This window comes from Neorhizobium petrolearium, assembly GCF_017873175.1.
Taxonomy (GTDB): Bacteria; Pseudomonadota; Alphaproteobacteria; order Rhizobiales; family Rhizobiaceae; genus Neorhizobium; species Neorhizobium petrolearium.
In genome coordinates, this window is sequence record NZ_JAGGJW010000011.1 from 84,180 (window position 1) to 99,593 (window position 15,414).

The 15,414-nt window shown below is 62.2% G+C and carries 12 protein-coding genes; 6 read left to right on the top strand and 6 right to left on the bottom strand.

Annotation, left to right across the window (positions count from 1 at the left end):
- Positions 1-678: 678 nt before the first annotated feature.
- The gene (locus J2046_RS20935) at positions 679-882 is read right to left on the bottom strand and encodes a hypothetical protein (RefSeq protein ID WP_210055221.1); all 204 of its coding nucleotides are present in this window, start codon (positions 880-882) and stop codon (positions 679-681) included.
- Positions 883-970: 88 nt separating this feature from the next.
- Between J2046_RS20935 and J2046_RS20940 the strand changes: the two genes are divergently transcribed.
- Positions 971-1,978: a deaminase gene (locus J2046_RS20940; protein ID WP_233470182.1), complete on the top strand. Its 1,008-nt coding sequence runs from the start codon at positions 971-973 to the stop codon at positions 1,976-1,978.
- A gap of 125 nt (positions 1,979-2,103) precedes the next feature.
- Complete coding sequence (locus J2046_RS20945; protein ID WP_210055223.1) at positions 2,104-2,415, top strand: putative quinol monooxygenase; 312 nt, start codon at positions 2,104-2,106, stop codon at positions 2,413-2,415.
- Between the two features lie 44 nt (positions 2,416-2,459).
- Here the strand turns inward: J2046_RS20945 and J2046_RS20950 are convergent, their stop codons facing one another.
- The 3 genes from J2046_RS20950 to J2046_RS20960 form a co-directional block, all read right to left on the bottom strand.
- The gene (locus tag J2046_RS20950) at positions 2,460-2,966 is read right to left on the bottom strand and encodes a DUF4231 domain-containing protein (protein WP_210055225.1); all 507 of its coding nucleotides are present in this window, start codon (positions 2,964-2,966) and stop codon (positions 2,460-2,462) included.
- Positions 2,967-3,072: 106 nt separating this feature from the next.
- Positions 3,073-6,084: an excinuclease ABC subunit UvrB gene (gene uvrB, locus J2046_RS20955; protein ID WP_210055227.1), complete on the bottom strand. Its 3,012-nt coding sequence runs from the start codon at positions 6,082-6,084 to the stop codon at positions 3,073-3,075.
- 104 nt (positions 6,085-6,188) lie between these two features.
- Positions 6,189-8,183 carry a putative bifunctional diguanylate cyclase/phosphodiesterase gene (locus J2046_RS20960; RefSeq protein WP_210055229.1) on the bottom strand — a complete coding sequence of 665 codons (1,995 nt, stop codon included), beginning with the start codon at positions 8,181-8,183 and terminating at the stop codon, positions 6,189-6,191.
- Positions 8,184-8,453: 270 nt separating this feature from the next.
- Between J2046_RS20960 and J2046_RS20965 the strand changes: the two genes are divergently transcribed.
- The 3 genes from J2046_RS20965 (at position 8,454) to J2046_RS20975 (ending at position 12,244) form a co-directional block, all read left to right on the top strand.
- Entirely contained in the window at positions 8,454-9,155 is a 702-nt protein-coding gene (locus J2046_RS20965) for an IMP cyclohydrolase (RefSeq protein ID WP_233470183.1), read from the top strand.
- Positions 9,156-9,593: 438 nt separating this feature from the next.
- Positions 9,594-11,063 carry a DUF1800 domain-containing protein gene (locus J2046_RS20970; RefSeq protein WP_210055231.1) on the top strand — a complete coding sequence of 490 codons (1,470 nt, stop codon included), beginning with the start codon at positions 9,594-9,596 and terminating at the stop codon, positions 11,061-11,063.
- 2 nt (positions 11,064-11,065) lie between these two features.
- Positions 11,066-12,244: a DUF1501 domain-containing protein gene (locus J2046_RS20975; RefSeq protein ID WP_210055234.1), complete on the top strand. Its 1,179-nt coding sequence runs from the start codon at positions 11,066-11,068 to the stop codon at positions 12,242-12,244.
- Between the two features lie 15 nt (positions 12,245-12,259).
- On the opposite strand, the gene J2046_RS20980 is transcribed toward J2046_RS20975, so the two are convergent.
- A complete protein-coding gene (locus J2046_RS20980; RefSeq protein WP_210055236.1) occupies positions 12,260-12,847 on the bottom strand; it encodes a hypothetical protein in 588 nt (195 codons plus the stop codon).
- A 5-nt stretch (positions 12,848-12,852) separates the two neighbouring features.
- Positions 12,853-13,242: an acyl-CoA thioesterase gene (locus J2046_RS20985; RefSeq protein WP_210055238.1), complete on the bottom strand. Its 390-nt coding sequence runs from the start codon at positions 13,240-13,242 to the stop codon at positions 12,853-12,855.
- Positions 13,243-13,486: 244 nt separating this feature from the next.
- Here J2046_RS20985 and J2046_RS20990 point away from each other — a divergent pair, with 244 nt between their 5' ends.
- Positions 13,487-15,319 carry a methyl-accepting chemotaxis protein gene (locus J2046_RS20990; protein ID WP_210055240.1) on the top strand — a complete coding sequence of 611 codons (1,833 nt, stop codon included), beginning with the start codon at positions 13,487-13,489 and terminating at the stop codon, positions 15,317-15,319.
- Positions 15,320-15,414 lie beyond the last annotated feature (95 nt).

Consider the following 15,414-nt stretch of genomic DNA (forward strand, 5'->3'; position numbering starts at 1 on the left):
GAACCCGAGGATCGGACGGGGCGCTGAAAGCTGCCTCTTAAGTTTTAGTTTTGGGTAGCACCTCTCAGCGCCCCATTCGGCGGTTTATGCCCGCGACTCCGGTCCCTCTGCGATGACGGGGTCTGTGGGAACTGTGGCGTGTCCCTCCCGAGCGGGAGGGTGTCATGCACGCTCTTTAGACTTACGGTGCCGCGGCCATGACCACCGGTCCCGATTGCTCATTCGCGAGCCGTCGGGGGGCACCGTCTTCCACCTGCGCCGCGCGGCCGGGCTTTCAAGCAAAACCCCCGGACGCCGCATGGCGCTGTCCCGTCACCCTCCAATGCCTCACAGGCACGCCCGGCGCCCAATGCAAGGAAGCGAAACGAGACGTCGGTCCGACAGCGTCTCATCCGCCCCCACGTCGCCGGAGGGAGACCATTTTCCGCGAACCCCGAATGCAAGGACTTACGTCGTTTCCTCACACCCGGCGCCGGCCCCGCCTCACTGGCACGCCTGCCAGCGTATCCGATGCGGGACGGGGGAATTGTAGGCATGAGGCGGAAGTGCGGGGATGGGCGCGGACGGAATTTCGCGCAAGCCGTTGATCCCATTGGAGCGGGCGCGCCGGATCGTCCCGGCTCGCGGGGCGCGGGCGGCGTCCGGAAAGCCGGTCTTTTGCGGGAGACGTGGCGCGGTTCAGCGGGCCGGCTTGCCGCTCAGCCGCTGCTGGACGGCATCGACGCCGCCGCGGACATAAAGCGCGACGGGCTTGCCGCCGCTGCCGGCCATGGCGAAAGCGATGATCGAAACGCCGTCCTCGAAGGGCGTCACATAGAGCACCTGCGCCGGATTGACGTAGACATCCTGGTTATGGGTGTTCTTGAAGCCGATCATCGCCATGGGTTCTCCCTTCTGTTCGCGCGGCGCAGATATAGCCACGGGCCGGTTGAGGGAGGTTTAACGCGGGGTGGTTTTGGGAGGGTTGTAGATGTGGGGTGGAGCAAAGCACGCCGCCGACCTCTCCCATTGCGGGAGAGGAAGAAAAATCCAGCACTTAGCTGATAAGCTAAGTGCTGGATTTTTCAGGAGAGGGGTAAAACTGCCCCCGGGTGGTGTTTGTGGGGGCGAAGTGAGCATGCAGAGGTGGCGGAACGCAAACCGGGAAAATGTCGGCCTGTCGCACCCTCATTCTGCTTTCTTTCGCTTGTTGGTTTTCGAAGGTGCAACCTTTTTTTCTACATTAGAAGTATCACTCAACCGTTCAAACTTGTTGGAGCGCCATTCAGAGAAATACGTTATTGCTTTGGGATCAAATGAAGTTCCCAAAGCGGGCGGCGGCACGTATTGGCCGGATGAAGATTTCGATGATCGAGAATTCAGAAGAAAGATTGATTCCAACGATAAACGTAAGGCAGAGATACTCGAAGATGTTGTAAGAAAACTCGGACTGAGCTGGGACAATCTATCCGAAGAACAGAAGGAAAATCTCCTCGACTCAAGTTTTATGGACGCGCTTGAGTATGGTCGAATAGTTCACGCGGAGATGTCTGCTATATCGGACGCTGCGAGGTTAAGAGGAGCTTTGCGTGACGCAATCTTATACACCACAACCTTTCCTTGCCACATGTGTGCAAAACACATTGTTTCAAGTGGCATCGGTCAGGTCATCTATCTAGAACCATATCCGAAGAGTTTAGCTGCCCGCCTCCACGCGGACTCGATCAATATCGATAAACAGGAGCGAGGCAAATACCAAGCCTATCCGGCGGTAGAGTTCTCCCACTTTTATGGCACCACCCCGCGGCGTTATCGCGAGTTTTTTCAGAGAAACAAGAGAAAAAACAGCGAGGGAGTGCTGCAGGAATATATAGATGATAAAAAGATCCCTTTTATTGACATTAAGTCTCCTTTTTACGCTCAGTTGGAAGATACCGTAATGGAAAGCCTTTGGGCCGCTTTAGGTAGATTGTCAGACGGGAAGGCCTTTCAACCCTAGCGCACCGGTGGCCTACCTTCTCCCTTCATCCCCTTCATACTTCTGCCACTGGTGTCTCAACCCCTCGCCCTACCTCCTATCCGCTCCATCTGTTTATCCGGGCACCAAATCCACAGGAGCACCGCATGAAAATCATCGTCGGGTTCTTCACCGCCAAGCCCGGCAAACGGGCGGACTATCTGGAGGCGGCGCGGGAGCATCTGGAAAAGAGCCGGCTCGATCCGGACTGTCTCTACATCGAGCTCGTGCCCATGCCGGACGATCCGGACAGGATATTGCTGGCCGAAGCCTTCACCAGCGAGGAGGCGCATCGGCGTCACGAGGATACCGACCATATGCGGGCGCTCTGGGCCGTCGGTCCGACGCTGCTCTCGCATGTGGTGATCGACAACGTGATTTCCGAGCAGGTGCAGCATATCGATGAAAGGTTCGGGTGAGGGAGCATTGCTCCTCGACAAGGTCTCGACGGAGACAACTCGTTTCAAGTCGTTGGCTTGTCGGCTTCGGTTTGTTTTTCCGCCTTTCCGAGATGCGTGAAAAAGTCCTGGGTCTCCTTGGCGATCGTGTCGTGATAGAGATTCTGGTAGGTGATGAAACTCTTTTTCCATTCCTCGCTGCCGGGCGGCAAGCCGAGCCTCCTGATCTTGTAGTCAGCCCGTGCGCGCCGCAAAGCCAGCAGCGCCGTGTAACTGGCCGCCCATCGTTTGTCGTAGGCGTAGATTTTCCTTAGCCCCTCGGTGACCGCGAGCGCCGTCGCGGTCACGATCGAACCGACCTTCAGCACAAGACCCACATCACCGTCCCACACCGCGACCTGCGCGACGAGCACAGGCGTCAGAATGCCGAGAATCATGACCGCGACCGACAATTGCCTGTCACGCGTCGCGCAGTCTTCAATCTCCTTGAGATAGTATTTTATCGTGGCCGATACTTTTGCCGCATGATCATCGGCCAACTGTACCCACTTTGCGTCTTGCTGCCCCGTCATTGACTTACCCCCGTAATATCAACTTTAGGGAGTATTTCATCGAACATTTCAATTGTCGAGATGCGGGCCGCAGGCATGCAGCCTGGAATTGCAGGCGCGGGACAGATTACCGTCCCGGCCGGCCGGTCTTGCCCTTGGTGCGGCTCTTGCGCTTCTGCTCGCCGGCGTCTTCATAGGAGCCGGCGCCTACCTTCCCTCTGACGACCGGACGCACGCCGTCATCGCGCTCGGGCTGGCCTTCGAGCAAGGGCGAGAAGCGCTTGCCGGGTTCCGTCTCCGACGGCTTCGGCGGCACCTTGCCCTCTTTTGATCCTTGTCGTGCCTCCGGCACTTCACGCCTCTTGTCGACCGGCTTTTCCGTCCGGCCGACGGTCATTTCGTCGAGCGTGTTCTTGCGGAAGAGCGGCGTCGGCATGTCGGTGCCCGGTCCCATGTCGTCGAGCGAGGGTTTGGCGAAGAGGGATTTGCCTGGCGCGCCTTTTGCCGGCCCGTCGCTTTGGCTCCGGGCATTCGGCGCTGCAATCGATTCACCGGATCGATTGCTCCGCTCCGCGGACCGCGCCTCATCCTTGGCCATCGGATCGTCCATGACCGCAAGCTCGGCGGCCTTGAGGCGTTTGATTTCGTCGCGCAGGCGGGCGGCTTTTTCGAAGTCGAGGTCGGCGGCGGCGTCGCGCATGGATTTTTCCAGCGCGTTGAGATGCGCCTGCAGATTGTTGCCGACCAGATGGCCGCCATCGGCAAAGCCCTTGCCGGAGACGCCGGAAATGTCGGCGCGGACGTGGTCGCGCTCGTAGACCGAGTCGAGGATGTCGGAGATCTTCGCCTTCACCGATTCCGGCGTGATGCCGTGCTCGATATTGTAGGCCATCTGCTTTTCGCGGCGGCGGGCGGTCTCGTCCATCGCCCGCTGCATCGAGCCGGTGACGTTATCGGCATAAAGGATGACCTTGCCGTCGACGTTGCGCGCCGCGCGGCCGATCGTCTGGATGAGCGAGGTTTCGGAACGCAGGAACCCTTCCTTGTCGGCGTCGAGGATGGCGACGAAGCCGCATTCGGGAATGTCGAGGCCCTCGCGCAGCAGGTTGATGCCGACGAGGCAGTCGAAGGCGCCGAGACGCAGGTCGCGGATGATCTCGATGCGCTCCAGCGTGTCGATGTCCGAGTGCATGTAGCGGACGCGGATGCCCTGTTCGTGCAGGTATTCGGTCAGGTCTTCCGCCATGCGCTTGGTGAGCACGGTGCAGAGCGTGCGGTAACCCTTGGCTGATGTCTCGCGGATCTCGCCGAGCACGTCGTCCACCTGGGAACGGGCGGGACGCACCTCGACGGGCGGGTCGATGAGGCCGGTCGGGCGGATGACCTGTTCGGCAAAGACGCCGCCCGCCTGTTCCATTTCCCACGAGCCGGGGGTCGCCGAGACGGCGACGGTCTGCGGCCGCATCGCGTCCCATTCCTCGAAGCGCAGCGGCCGGTTGTCCATGCACGACGGCAGGCGGAAGCCGTATTCGGCCAGCGTCGCCTTGCGGCGGAAGTCGCCGCGATACATGCCGCCGATCTGCGGAATGGTGACGTGGCTCTCGTCAATGAAGATCAGCGCGTTGTCCGGGATGTATTCGAACAGCGTCGGCGGCGGCTCGCCGGGGCGGCGGCCGGTGAGGTAGCGCGAATAGTTCTCGATGCCGGCGCAGGAGCCGGTCGCCTCCATCATCTCGAGATCGTAGCGGGTGCGCTGTTCGAGGCGCTGCGCTTCCAGCAGGCGGCCGGCCTTTTCGAGCTCGGCGAGGCGGTGCTTGAGCTCCTCCTTGATCGCCTTGATGGCGGCGTTGAGGGTGGGGCGCGGCGTGACGTAGTGCGAGTTGGCGTAGATTTTCACCGACTTCAGGTCGCCGGTCTTCTGGCCGGTCAGCGGATCGAATTCGGTGATCGCGTCGATCTCGTCGCCGAACATGGAGATGCGCCAGGCGGCATCCTCCAGGTGTGCGGGGAAGATTTCGATCGTGTCGCCGCGCACGCGGAACGAGCCGCGCACGAAATTGATGTCCTGCCGCTTGTACTGCTGGGCGACGAGGTCGGCCAGGAGCTGGCGCTGGTCGAGCCGGTCGCCGACCGTCATCTGGAAGGTCATCGCCGTATAGGTCTCGACCGAGCCGATACCGTAGATGCAGGAGACCGAGGCGACGATGATGCAGTCGTCGCGCTCCAGGATGGCGCGGGTGGCGGCGTGGCGCATCCGGTCGATCTGCTCGTTGATCGACGATTCCTTCTCGATATAGGTGTCGGAGCGCGGCACGTAGGCTTCCGGCTGGTAGTAGTCGTAATAGGAGACGAAATATTCGACCGCGTTGTTCGGGAAGAAGTTCCTGAACTCCGAATAGAGCTGCGCGGCGAGCGTCTTGTTGGGCGCGAGGATCACGGCCGGGCGCTGCGTCGCCTCGATCACCTTGGCCATGGTGAAGGTCTTGCCCGAGCCGGTGACGCCGAGCAGGACCTGCGAACGGTCGCCGTCGTTGATGCCCGAGACGAGGTCGGCAATCGCGGTCGGCTGGTCGCCGGAGGGGGCGTATTCGGTGACCATCTCGATGGCGATGCCGCCCTCGGATTTCTGCGGGCGTTCGGGCCGGTGCGGCGTCCAGATCTGGCCGTGCTTGAAGAGCGGGTTGCCGCTTTCGATCAGTTTCGCCAGCGCATCGACCGTGGCGGTGACGGCGCCGGGGGCCAGCGCCTGCGCGTCTTCCAGCGAGACGTCGAGGCCGGCGACCGGGTTGAGCCCGGCGCGGGCGCGCGTCTTCGGGTCCGACGAGGCGCCGATCGACACGCCGCGGGCGGTCTTCGAGGCGGTGGTGTTCTTGGCGGTCTTGGGTGCGGATTTGCCCGCATCCTTCGCGGCCTGCCTGATCGCCTCTTCGCGCGCCGCGATCTCGATCTTCTTGCGGTGCTTGCCCGCCTTGGAGGCGATCTCGCGCTGCGTTTCGACCGACGACGCCTCCGCTTCGGCTTCGAGCTGCTTCACCCAGTCGGAAACACTGCCGGAAAACGGCGCGCCTTCGAAGGACGATTGCGGAGCTTCCTCAAAACCGGGGTTCGAGGTCGGGGATTTTTTCGGTGATCTGGCCATGCGCCGAATATGGAGGGGAATCGCGCCGAAGGGAAGGGGGCAGGGTCACAAAACGAGTACAAAAGGGAAACGGATTTTCCGAGGCGACGGAGCCGGCGAAACGCTTACGCGACGGCGCGCTTGAGGGTCGCGCGGCGGCTTTCGATCCAGCCGGGAATGCGCTCGGCGGGCATCGGCCGGCCGAAGAAATAGCCCTGGGCGATCTCGATGCCGAGCGGCCTGAGAGCCTCGGCCTCCTCCTCGCTTTCGACGCCTTCCATCACCACCTGCATGGAGAGCGCCCGGCCGAGGCCGGCCATGGCCCCGACGATCTCCTGGTTCTGCCGACTTGCCCGGATGCCGGTGACGAAGCGGCGGTCGAGCTTCAGCCGGTCGACCTTGAGCGCCACCAGATAGGCGAGCGAGGAATGGCCGGCGCCGAAATCGTCGACCGCCAGCTTGTAGCCGGAGCGCTCGATATGCTTGAGCTGCTCGCCGGAGACCAGCGTATCGAGGATCGCCTCCTCGGTGATCTCGATCTCGAACAGGGCGGGATCGATGCGGTGAGCCGCGGTGATCCGGTCGAGCAGGCTGGGAACGCAGTAGAGCTCGAATTCGCGGGGCGAGACGTTGATCGCGACGGTCGCGCGCGGCAGGCCGAGGGACGGCAGCCGGGCAAGCAGCCGGCAGGCGGACTCGGCGATGGCGGCGGTCAGCCGGTCGGAGAGGTTGGTGGACTGGGCGGCGGCGACGATTTCGGGGGGCGAGACCGGTCCAAGATAAGGGTGGTGCCAGCGCACCAGCGCCTCGAAACCGACGATCTCCCGGGATGTAAGCTCGATCTGCGGCTGGAACCACGCCTCGATGTCGCCGGCGGCCAGCGCATCGCCGAGCGCCTGCTCCACCTGGTGCCGGCGGTCGGCCTGGGAGCGGAAGGCGGGTTCGAATTCGCGCCACTGGCGGCGGCCGCCGTCCTTGGCGCGGTAGAGCGCCATGTCTGCGGAGCTGAACAGGTCCTCGGCGGTATCGGCATGGTCAGGAAAGATGGCGACACCGATCGACGTCCCGACGATTGTCGGATGCCCTTCGAGCATGACCGGCTGGCGGCTGTGTTCGAGAATGCGTTCGGCCTGCGCGCGGGCAAGGCCGTGCGCATCCGGACCGCCGAAGATGATGGCGAACTCGTCGCCGCCGAGCCGGGCGATGACGCCCTTGCCGTTGATCGCCGAACGCAGCCGGTCGCTGACCTCGACGAGCACCGCATCGCCCGCGCTGTGACCGAGCGTATCGTTGATGGACTTGAAGCGATCGAGATCGAGGATGAGGAGCGCGAGTTTCTCCTCCCTCGCGACCGCCGCGGAAATGCCGGCGGAGAGCGCCGTGTTGAAGGCGGCGCGGTTGGCAAGGCCGGTCAGCGGGTCGCAATTCGCGAGCACTTCCAGCCGCTGATTGGCACGCAGGATATCGGAATTGGCCGACGACAGCGAGTCGGCGAGCGCCGTCGCCTTCAGCTTAGCGAGCACATTGCTGATGAAGATGGCCTCGCTCGTGCGGCTGCTGCGGATCAGGACCATGGTCAGCGCCAGGACGTTGAGAGCGAGCAGCCAGCCGCTGACGTGACCGCTGACGGCAAGTGAAAACATGACGGCTGCGAGCGGGGGCAGCGCGAAGGCAAGCGAAAGAGGACTGTGCCCGACGCCCATCAGGACCGCGCCGGTCGCCGTGCCGCACATGATGAGATAGAGCCCGCTATCTCCACCCAGCGGTTCGAAATTCGGTACAGACAGGGGAAGGGTGGCCCAGGCGACGCCACTGAGCAGGGCGCCGACGGCCATGACATTGAGCGCCTGTTGCGGTTCCTGCTCCACGGTCCCCCACTGTTTCAGGATCGCGGCCATGACGGTGCGCAGGACGAGACTGACGATGACGGTGGCGAACCAAAGGCTTGCGGAGAACGTCAGACCGCGGTTGAGCGTGGTCACGAAGAGCGCCGAGGCCGATATGCCGGCATTCGTGAAAAGCGTCGACCGCAGGCGTTCGAGCATGGTCGAAGCCTGGGCCCGCTTGACATCGATTTCAAGCGCGGGGTCCGTCCTGCCGGTTTTCAGATCCGCTTCCATAAAGGCCGTTGGGGTCCCGAGACAATCAGAGGCCGAACGATGCTTCAGTCTCTTATAATATTCCTTTAAGGGCCTGCAAATACTTGCAGCGCTGTTATGCGCGGCGGCCTTGCTGCCACGGCATCGCCTAACGGATCCAAGGTATCATGCGATTGAAGACCTGGTCAGGACGCATTTACCGAGCCGGAACGAAAATTTCGCAACAACCGTTTGCGTCGCCAAGAGCATTTAGACAGCACGAAAAGTCGGTGTGTATTCAAGATCAGCGATATGGGCAGCCTGGTGATCGATTGCTACGTTGGCAACCATATTAGGCTGGAGAAGATCGAGATGTATGTTGGTCGGATTGTTGGAGTTGGTCGCAGTCGACAAGGGGATTTAGTCGCTGCCTACAGGGTTTCGAGCAGATCATTCCCTAACAGGAGCGCAGAAAAGCTGGGCAACACCGTGCAAATTGTCGCCAAGCCTGGAAGTGCGGACGCAGCATCAGGCAGCCCGTATATCGTCTATGAATGTCTGATCTGGGGTCCTCGTTTTGCCGTTGTCAGCAATGGCACTCACACAAGACCAATTTACGAGCGGCTGAAGGCAGGTAATCATCCGCGAGATGCCATTATAAGCGTGCTGGTTGGCCTGGACCGTGAGTTCGACCAGCATGATACGCCTCGAATCTGCGGCTTGGTTGACATTGCGGAAAACAAGCTTTGGCTCGGCAGCATAACCGCCGCCAGCTTATCGATTTTGCCGATAGAGGTCCCGCATGGCCAATTCGCGTATATCACGACCTATGAATTTCCGCTTCCGCGGATTGAACAGGTCGATACTGACTTTGACGCCGCCGACCCGAAAGCAGTCTGCCGGCACATAACCGATGCATCGGTCTTCTCTCAGTTCGAGAAGCCAATTTGCGCGGCATCCTGGGTTGCGTCACCATCCGGGGTTGACGTTGCAACCCTCAACGCTACCCGTTGAGTCTATGCAATAACCGCTTCGGCCCCGGAAGCCGTTATCTAGCGTCGGCCCAATATACGGGGCCTGCCCCAGATTCCGAGATGGGAGAGCCGTCCGATGCCCGTTATTACAAATTGTCCATGTCGCAAAATGGACATAATTTGCAACCGTTTCCACCACAATTGTCGTCGACCCTGAAGGGCCTATGAACAGCCGGGTTTCGCGTGCGCCCTGGAAGAATACGGTGAAAATCGCCCATTTCCGCGTCGCGGAGGCTTGCAAGGGAGCAGCCCTTCCATAGCCCCTGCTTCCTTGAAGTGAACGATTTTTCACCTATGCGCTCCGGTCTCCAACTGTCCGCAGGCCCTAGTGTCCTGATTCGAAGTTCGGCATGCCTTGCAGCGGGCGCGGAACGAACTTCAATTCCGCCGCACCAGGGGTCCAACGAGGAATGATCGAATGGCTCTTTCACCCCCGACCTTGGCCGCAATCCGTTTTGGCTATGGCCTTCGCCCGGGCGAAGACGTGTCGGGCGACGCTGATGCGTTGCTCGCGCAAATCGACAAAGGGGTGTCGGAAAAGCCTCGCTTCCCGCGCGAAGGGCTGACCGGACGGGTCGAAACCGCTACCCGTATCCAGGCCGTGCTCGCTGCCGAAGCGAAGGCGCGGCAGGCCGGCAAGCCGAACGAGGATATCCGCAAGGAAGTGCAGCGCGAAGCGCAGCGCATCTATCGTCAGGATGCCATGGCGCGTATCGCGCAGGCATTGCATTCTCCGGCGGGTTTTTATGAAAGGCTGGCGAGCTTCTGGGTCGATCATTTTTCGACCAGCGTGCTGAAAACGTTGCCCATGCGGGCGATCGTTCCGCTTTACGAAGCGCAGGCGATACGGCCGAATCTCGGCGGGCCTTTTTCAAAGCTGCTTCAGGCTGCAATCCTGCATCCGGCCATGCTGATCTATCTCGACCAGAACCAGAGTGTCGCGCCGGATTCGATTGCTGCACGCAGAAGCGGTCGCGGACTGAACGAGAACCTCGGCCGCGAACTCCTGGAACTCCATACACTCGGTGCCGGCAGCGGCTACACGCAGGACGACGTGCGCGCCGCAGCCCTCGTCCTGACCGGTCTTGCGGTCGATAACCGGGCTCTCGAAGTGGTCTACCGGCCGCGCCTGGCGGAGGCCGGGCCAATCAGCCTTCTAGGCCGAACATATCAGGATGACGAAGGCGACGGTCAGGATCACATCCTGATGCTGGAGGATCTCGCAGCCAATCCCAAGACTGCCCAGCATGTCTCGCGCAAGCTCGTCCGTCATTTCATCGCGGACGATCCACCGGACGAGGTCATCCAGACGATGGTGGACGCCTGGACGAAGAGCCAGGGCAATCTTTCGGACGTCTATCGCGCCATGCTGCAACATCCGCGCGCCTGGTCGGATCCCGGGCAGAAGATCAAGAGGCCCTTCGAATTCGTGGTTTCTGGTTTTCGCGCGCTCGACCTGCCGGAGAAAAGCTTCGCAACCCTCATCAGCGACATGGATAATGAGGACGAAAGCCCCATCGGCAAGGCCATGGAAATGGCCGGCGGCGCTGCGGCCCGGGAGAATGCAAGACGCAGGGCGGGGCGGGCCAATGCTATCACGCTTGGCGCTCTGCAGCGCATGGGAGAGCCGATCTGGCGGCCGCCGAGCCCGGCCGGTTTCGCCGACGAGGCGCGGGTCTGGCTGGCTCCGGGCCAACTCAGCGAGCGGATTGCCTGGTCGCGCCTGATCGCCCGCATCTTCGGGCAGAAGATGGAGCCCTCGGAATTCCTGGAGGCGGCGCTCGGCGACGCCGCCCGCCCGGAGACACGGCAGATCATTTCGCAGGCGCCCAGCAAGGTGCACGGCATCACCATGGTGCTCGCATCCCCCGAATTCAACAGGAGATAACGATGACCTTTCCAGAAAGCATCCTGTTATCGCGCCGTGGTTTTTTAGCCGGGGCCTGCTGCGCAGCAGCCGCACCGGTTTTGACCCCCGTAACTTTTGCCGCCATGCCGGGGGACAATCGATTCGTGACGATCATCCTGCGCGGCGCCATGGACGGGCTCGATCTCGTGCAGCCTTACGCCGACCCGGCCTATGCGGCGCTGCGGCCCAAGCTGGGGCTGACGCCGGATACCGGCCTTCTCGATCTCGACGGTTTCTTCGGCCTCAACCCCGCCGCCTCCGCGCTGATGCCGCTCTGGCAGGCGGGGGAACTGTGCTTCGTGCATGCCGTCTCGACCCCCTATCGCAACCAGCGCAGCCATTTCGACGGGCAGGACATGCTGGAGACCGGCGGCAACGACAAGAGCGAGCGTACCGGCTGGCTGAACCGGACGCTAGCGGTCATTCCGCGTTCGGCCTCCCGCAAGGCGATCGATATCAATACGTCGATGGAACTGATCCTGACGGGCCCGAACGAGGCGGATTCCTGGTCGAGCCAGAGCAATTTCGCGCTCGCCGAAGACGAGATCGCCTTTCTGGACCGGCTCTATGCCGGCGACGAAACCTTCGCGAAGGCGATGCAGGAAGCGAAGATGACGGACGTGGCGGCAGATTCCCTCTATGGCGACGCCAGGCGCGGCGCGGGCATCGCCGACATGGCACGGCTTGCCGGCGGCATGCTGCGCGAGGAATACCGGATCGCCAACTTCTCGATCAACGGCTGGGATACGCATGTAGGCCAGCGGACGCAATTCAAGAAGGCCGTCGGCGATCTTTCGACCGCGTTCACCACTCTGAAGGAGGCGCTGGGCGACGAGAACTGGAAGAAGACGGTCGTGCTGGCAATGACGGAATTCGGCCGCACGGCGCGTGAGAACGGCACCAACGGCACCGACCACGGAACCGGCGGGCTTGCGATTGTCGCCGGCGGCGCCATCTCCGGCGGCAAGGTGCTGGGGCAATGGCCGGGGCTAGCCGACGACAAACTGCTCGAGCAGCGCGACCTGATGCCGACCGGCGATGTGCGCGAGGTCGCCGCCGCCATTCTCTACAGGCAGTTCGGCATCAAGCCGGGCAACCTCACCGCGAAGGTCTTTCCGGGGCTTACCTTCGACGAATCGTCGGTTTATCTCAAAGGATGATCGGGACTGAAGCGTCTATGTGATGAAGTCATAGATGCGGAAGATCCAGTAGAACTGATAGGCGAGCGCGAAGATCACCAGCGCCACATGGTAGCGCCGGTTCGTGGTCACCGCGGCGATGAGACTGAGCGCGATATAAAGCGCGGTGCGCACCGGATATTCCATGCCGAGCGACAGGAAATAGTCCCGGCCCTTCAACGCCGTATCGACGATATCGGTGACCAGCAGTCCGGCGAGAAAGCCGAAGAACCACGTCTTCCGCGACAGGAAATAGTGCTCGTAGCCATCGTAGTCCTGCATCGAGGTCGGGAAGAGCAGGGCGCAGAGGAAGAAGAACTGCGCACAAAAGACGATCAGGAACAGGAAGGCGACAAAACTGATGACCGGCACGGCGTGCAGCCGGTGTTCCCACCACCAGAAATGCACGAGGAAGAGGAACATGAACGCCACCCAGCCGAGATGGACGGCGTAAATGCGGACCGACTGCGGATGCTGGACGATGCCGGCAAGGCCATTGAGCAGCCGCGCAAGGCCGAGGCTGACCACCATGCCCATGACGATGCGGATATGGGTAAAAGCTTCGGCACTGGTCACGGCTTCCACAGGTCTTACTCCTCTGCTGGAACCGGCGTCGGTTTGCCGTCCTCGTCCAGCGCCACCATGATGAAGGTCGCGGCCGTGACCTTTTCCAGCATCCGGTGGCGGGCTCGGTGCGCCCAGGCTTCCACCGAGAGCGTGATCGACGTGCGCCCGACGCGGGTGATCTCCGTATAGACGTTGAGCGTATCGCCGATCTTCACCGGCAGTTGGAAGGCCATTTCCTTGACCGCTGCGGTGACCACGCGGCCGCGGGCGCGCTCGGCGGCGCGGATGCCGCTCGCAAGGTCCATCTGCGCCATGACCCAGCCGCCGAAGATGTCGCCGGCGGGATTGGCATCCGTGGGCATGGCGAGGGTGCGCAGCGTCAGTTCACCGGTCGGCCTGGTCTCGTCGGTCATCGCATGGTTCCTTTGCATCCGGGAATCGATTCCCCTCCCAACGGGAAATTAGAGCCAAAGACTGAAAAAGCCCATGCCGTTCTCGTCATGCTTTCATGTCGGAATTTCATGCCTCGGCTGCCGAAACAGTCGTTCGATCAAGGAATTAGACGCCTCTAATTCGCGCGACGCGCGATGAGTGACCGTTTCACTACCTGGTAACTATCCACGGTTAGAGTTTGACGAATTTCAAATGGAGGGGGTCATGAAACGTCTTACAATTTCCTGGCGGCTTTATTGTCTTGTGCTTCTGTCGCTCATCATTCTCGGCGGCGCAATGACCTTCAGCCTGTTCCAGAGCTACCGGTCGTCCGAGGTGGAGCGCAAGGCGGGCCTCGCGCAGATGAATGACGCCGCACTGACGGTGCTGAAGAAATACCAGGCGCTCGAAGCCTCGGGCGCCATGACCCGTGATGAGGCGCAGACCGAGGCAAAGGCGACCATTTCCGTCATGCGCTACGGCGACGGGACCGGGTATTTCTGGATCAACGACATGACCCCGCGGATGGTCATGCACCCGATCAAGCCGGAGATGAACGGCAAGGATCTCTCCAATGATAAGGACCCCAACGGCAAGTTCCTGTTCGTGGAATTCGCCGATGTCGTGAAGGCCAAGGGCAAGGGTTTCGTAGACTACTACTGGCCGAAGCCGGGCTTCGAGGAACCGGTCGAGAAATATTCGCATGTGGCCGGCTTCGCGCCCTGGGGCTGGATCATCGGCACCGGCGTCTATGTGGACGACCTGCATGCCATGTTCCGGCGTAACCTGATCAACTTCGCCTCGATCTTCGGCATCGGCGCGCTGGTGCTGGTCGGCGGGGCGGCCTTCGTGGTCAGAACCGTCACGGGGCCGATCGGCAAGGTCAATCAGGTGCTGCAGTCGATCGCCGCGGGCGAGACGGGCGGCGCCGTCCCCTGCACCGACGAGAAGAACGAGATCGGCGATATGGCCCGCGCGGTGGCCGTGCTGCGGGATTCGGTCGAGGAACGCGACGCCTTGCAGGCCCGCGAGGCCGATCAGGCGCGCGCGCTTGCGGACGAGCGCACCGGCAACGAACGGACGATGGCCGCCGCTGCCGAACGCCAAACCCGGGCCATGGGCGAACTGGGGCTGGCGCTGGAGGCGCTCGCCGGCGGCGACCTTTCCGTCTCGCTCGGCGATATCGGCGAGGATTATGCCAAGCTGCGCGACGATTTCAACGCGGCCGTCGGCTCGCTGCATCGGGCGGTCGAGGCGATCGCCGAAACGGGCCTCGTGGTCCGCGACAGCGCCGCCGACATCTCCGGCGCGACGAACAACCTTTCCAAGCGCACCGAACAGCAGGCGGCCTCCCTTGAAGAGACGGCTGCCGCGCTCGACGAGATCACCGCCACCGTCCGCACCGCATCGGAGCGGGCGCACGAGGCGCGCGCCATGGTGAACGAAACCAAGGACAGCGCCAGTCGCTCGGGCGAGATCGTCCGCAATGCGATCGACGCCATGGGCCGTATCGAGGAATCGTCCAACCGCATCGGCCAGATCATCTCGGTGATCGACGAGATCGCCTTCCAGACCAACCTGCTGGCGCTGAATGCCGGCGTCGAGGCGGCGCGGGCCGGCGAGGCGGGCCGGGGCTTTGCGGTCGTGGCGCAGGAGGTACGCGAGCTGGCGCAACGCTCCGCCAATGCCGCGAAGGAGATCAAGGCGCTGATTGGCAATTCTGCCCGTGAGGTCGAAGGCGGCGTCACGCTGGTGCGTTCCACCGGCGACGCGCTGGTGGAGATCGCCACGCTGGTCGAGCGGGTCAATGCGCATGTGGAAACGATCGCCATCGCCGCCCGCGAGCAGGCGACGGGTCTTCAGGAAATCAACCAGTCAGTCAACCAGATGGACCAGATGACCCAGCAGAATGCGGCGATGGTGGAGGAAACCACGGCGGCAAGCCAGACGCTCGCCGAACAAAGCCTGCACCTGCAGGCCCTGCTTTCGGCGTTCCAGCTCGCCGGCAGCGGCAGGCAGACGGGGTACGGCGCTCCGTCGCGTTCGCGCGCCGCGTAACGATCGACGCCCATCAGGAAAAAGCCGCCGGATTTCACAAGTCCGGCGGCTTGTCTATCGGACGCTCCCGTCCTCATTCGCACGGATCCGTCATC

Coding starts and splice junctions, on each gene's coding strand:
- J2046_RS20970 (WP_210055231.1), top strand. CDS start 9,594: ATGGCTCTTTCACCCCCGACCTTGGCCGCAATCCGTTTTGGCTATGGC.
- J2046_RS20945 (WP_210055223.1), top strand. CDS start 2,104: ATGAAAATCATCGTCGGGTTCTTCACCGCCAAGCCCGGCAAACGGGCG.
- J2046_RS20960 (WP_210055229.1), bottom strand. CDS start 8,183: ATGGAAGCGGATCTGAAAACCGGCAGGACGGACCCCGCGCTTGAAATC.
- J2046_RS20935 (WP_210055221.1), bottom strand. CDS start 882: ATGGCGATGATCGGCTTCAAGAACACCCATAACCAGGATGTCTACGTC.
- J2046_RS20985 (WP_210055238.1), bottom strand. CDS start 13,242: ATGACCGACGAGACCAGGCCGACCGGTGAACTGACGCTGCGCACCCTC.
- J2046_RS20965 (WP_233470183.1), top strand. CDS start 8,454: ATGGGCAGCCTGGTGATCGATTGCTACGTTGGCAACCATATTAGGCTG.
- J2046_RS20940 (WP_233470182.1), top strand. CDS start 971: ATGTGGGGTGGAGCAAAGCACGCCGCCGACCTCTCCCATTGCGGGAGA.
- J2046_RS20990 (WP_210055240.1), top strand. CDS start 13,487: ATGAAACGTCTTACAATTTCCTGGCGGCTTTATTGTCTTGTGCTTCTG.
- J2046_RS20950 (WP_210055225.1), bottom strand. CDS start 2,966: ATGACGGGGCAGCAAGACGCAAAGTGGGTACAGTTGGCCGATGATCAT.
- uvrB (WP_210055227.1), bottom strand. CDS start 6,084: ATGGCCAGATCACCGAAAAAATCCCCGACCTCGAACCCCGGTTTTGAG.
- J2046_RS20975 (WP_210055234.1), top strand. CDS start 11,066: ATGACCTTTCCAGAAAGCATCCTGTTATCGCGCCGTGGTTTTTTAGCC.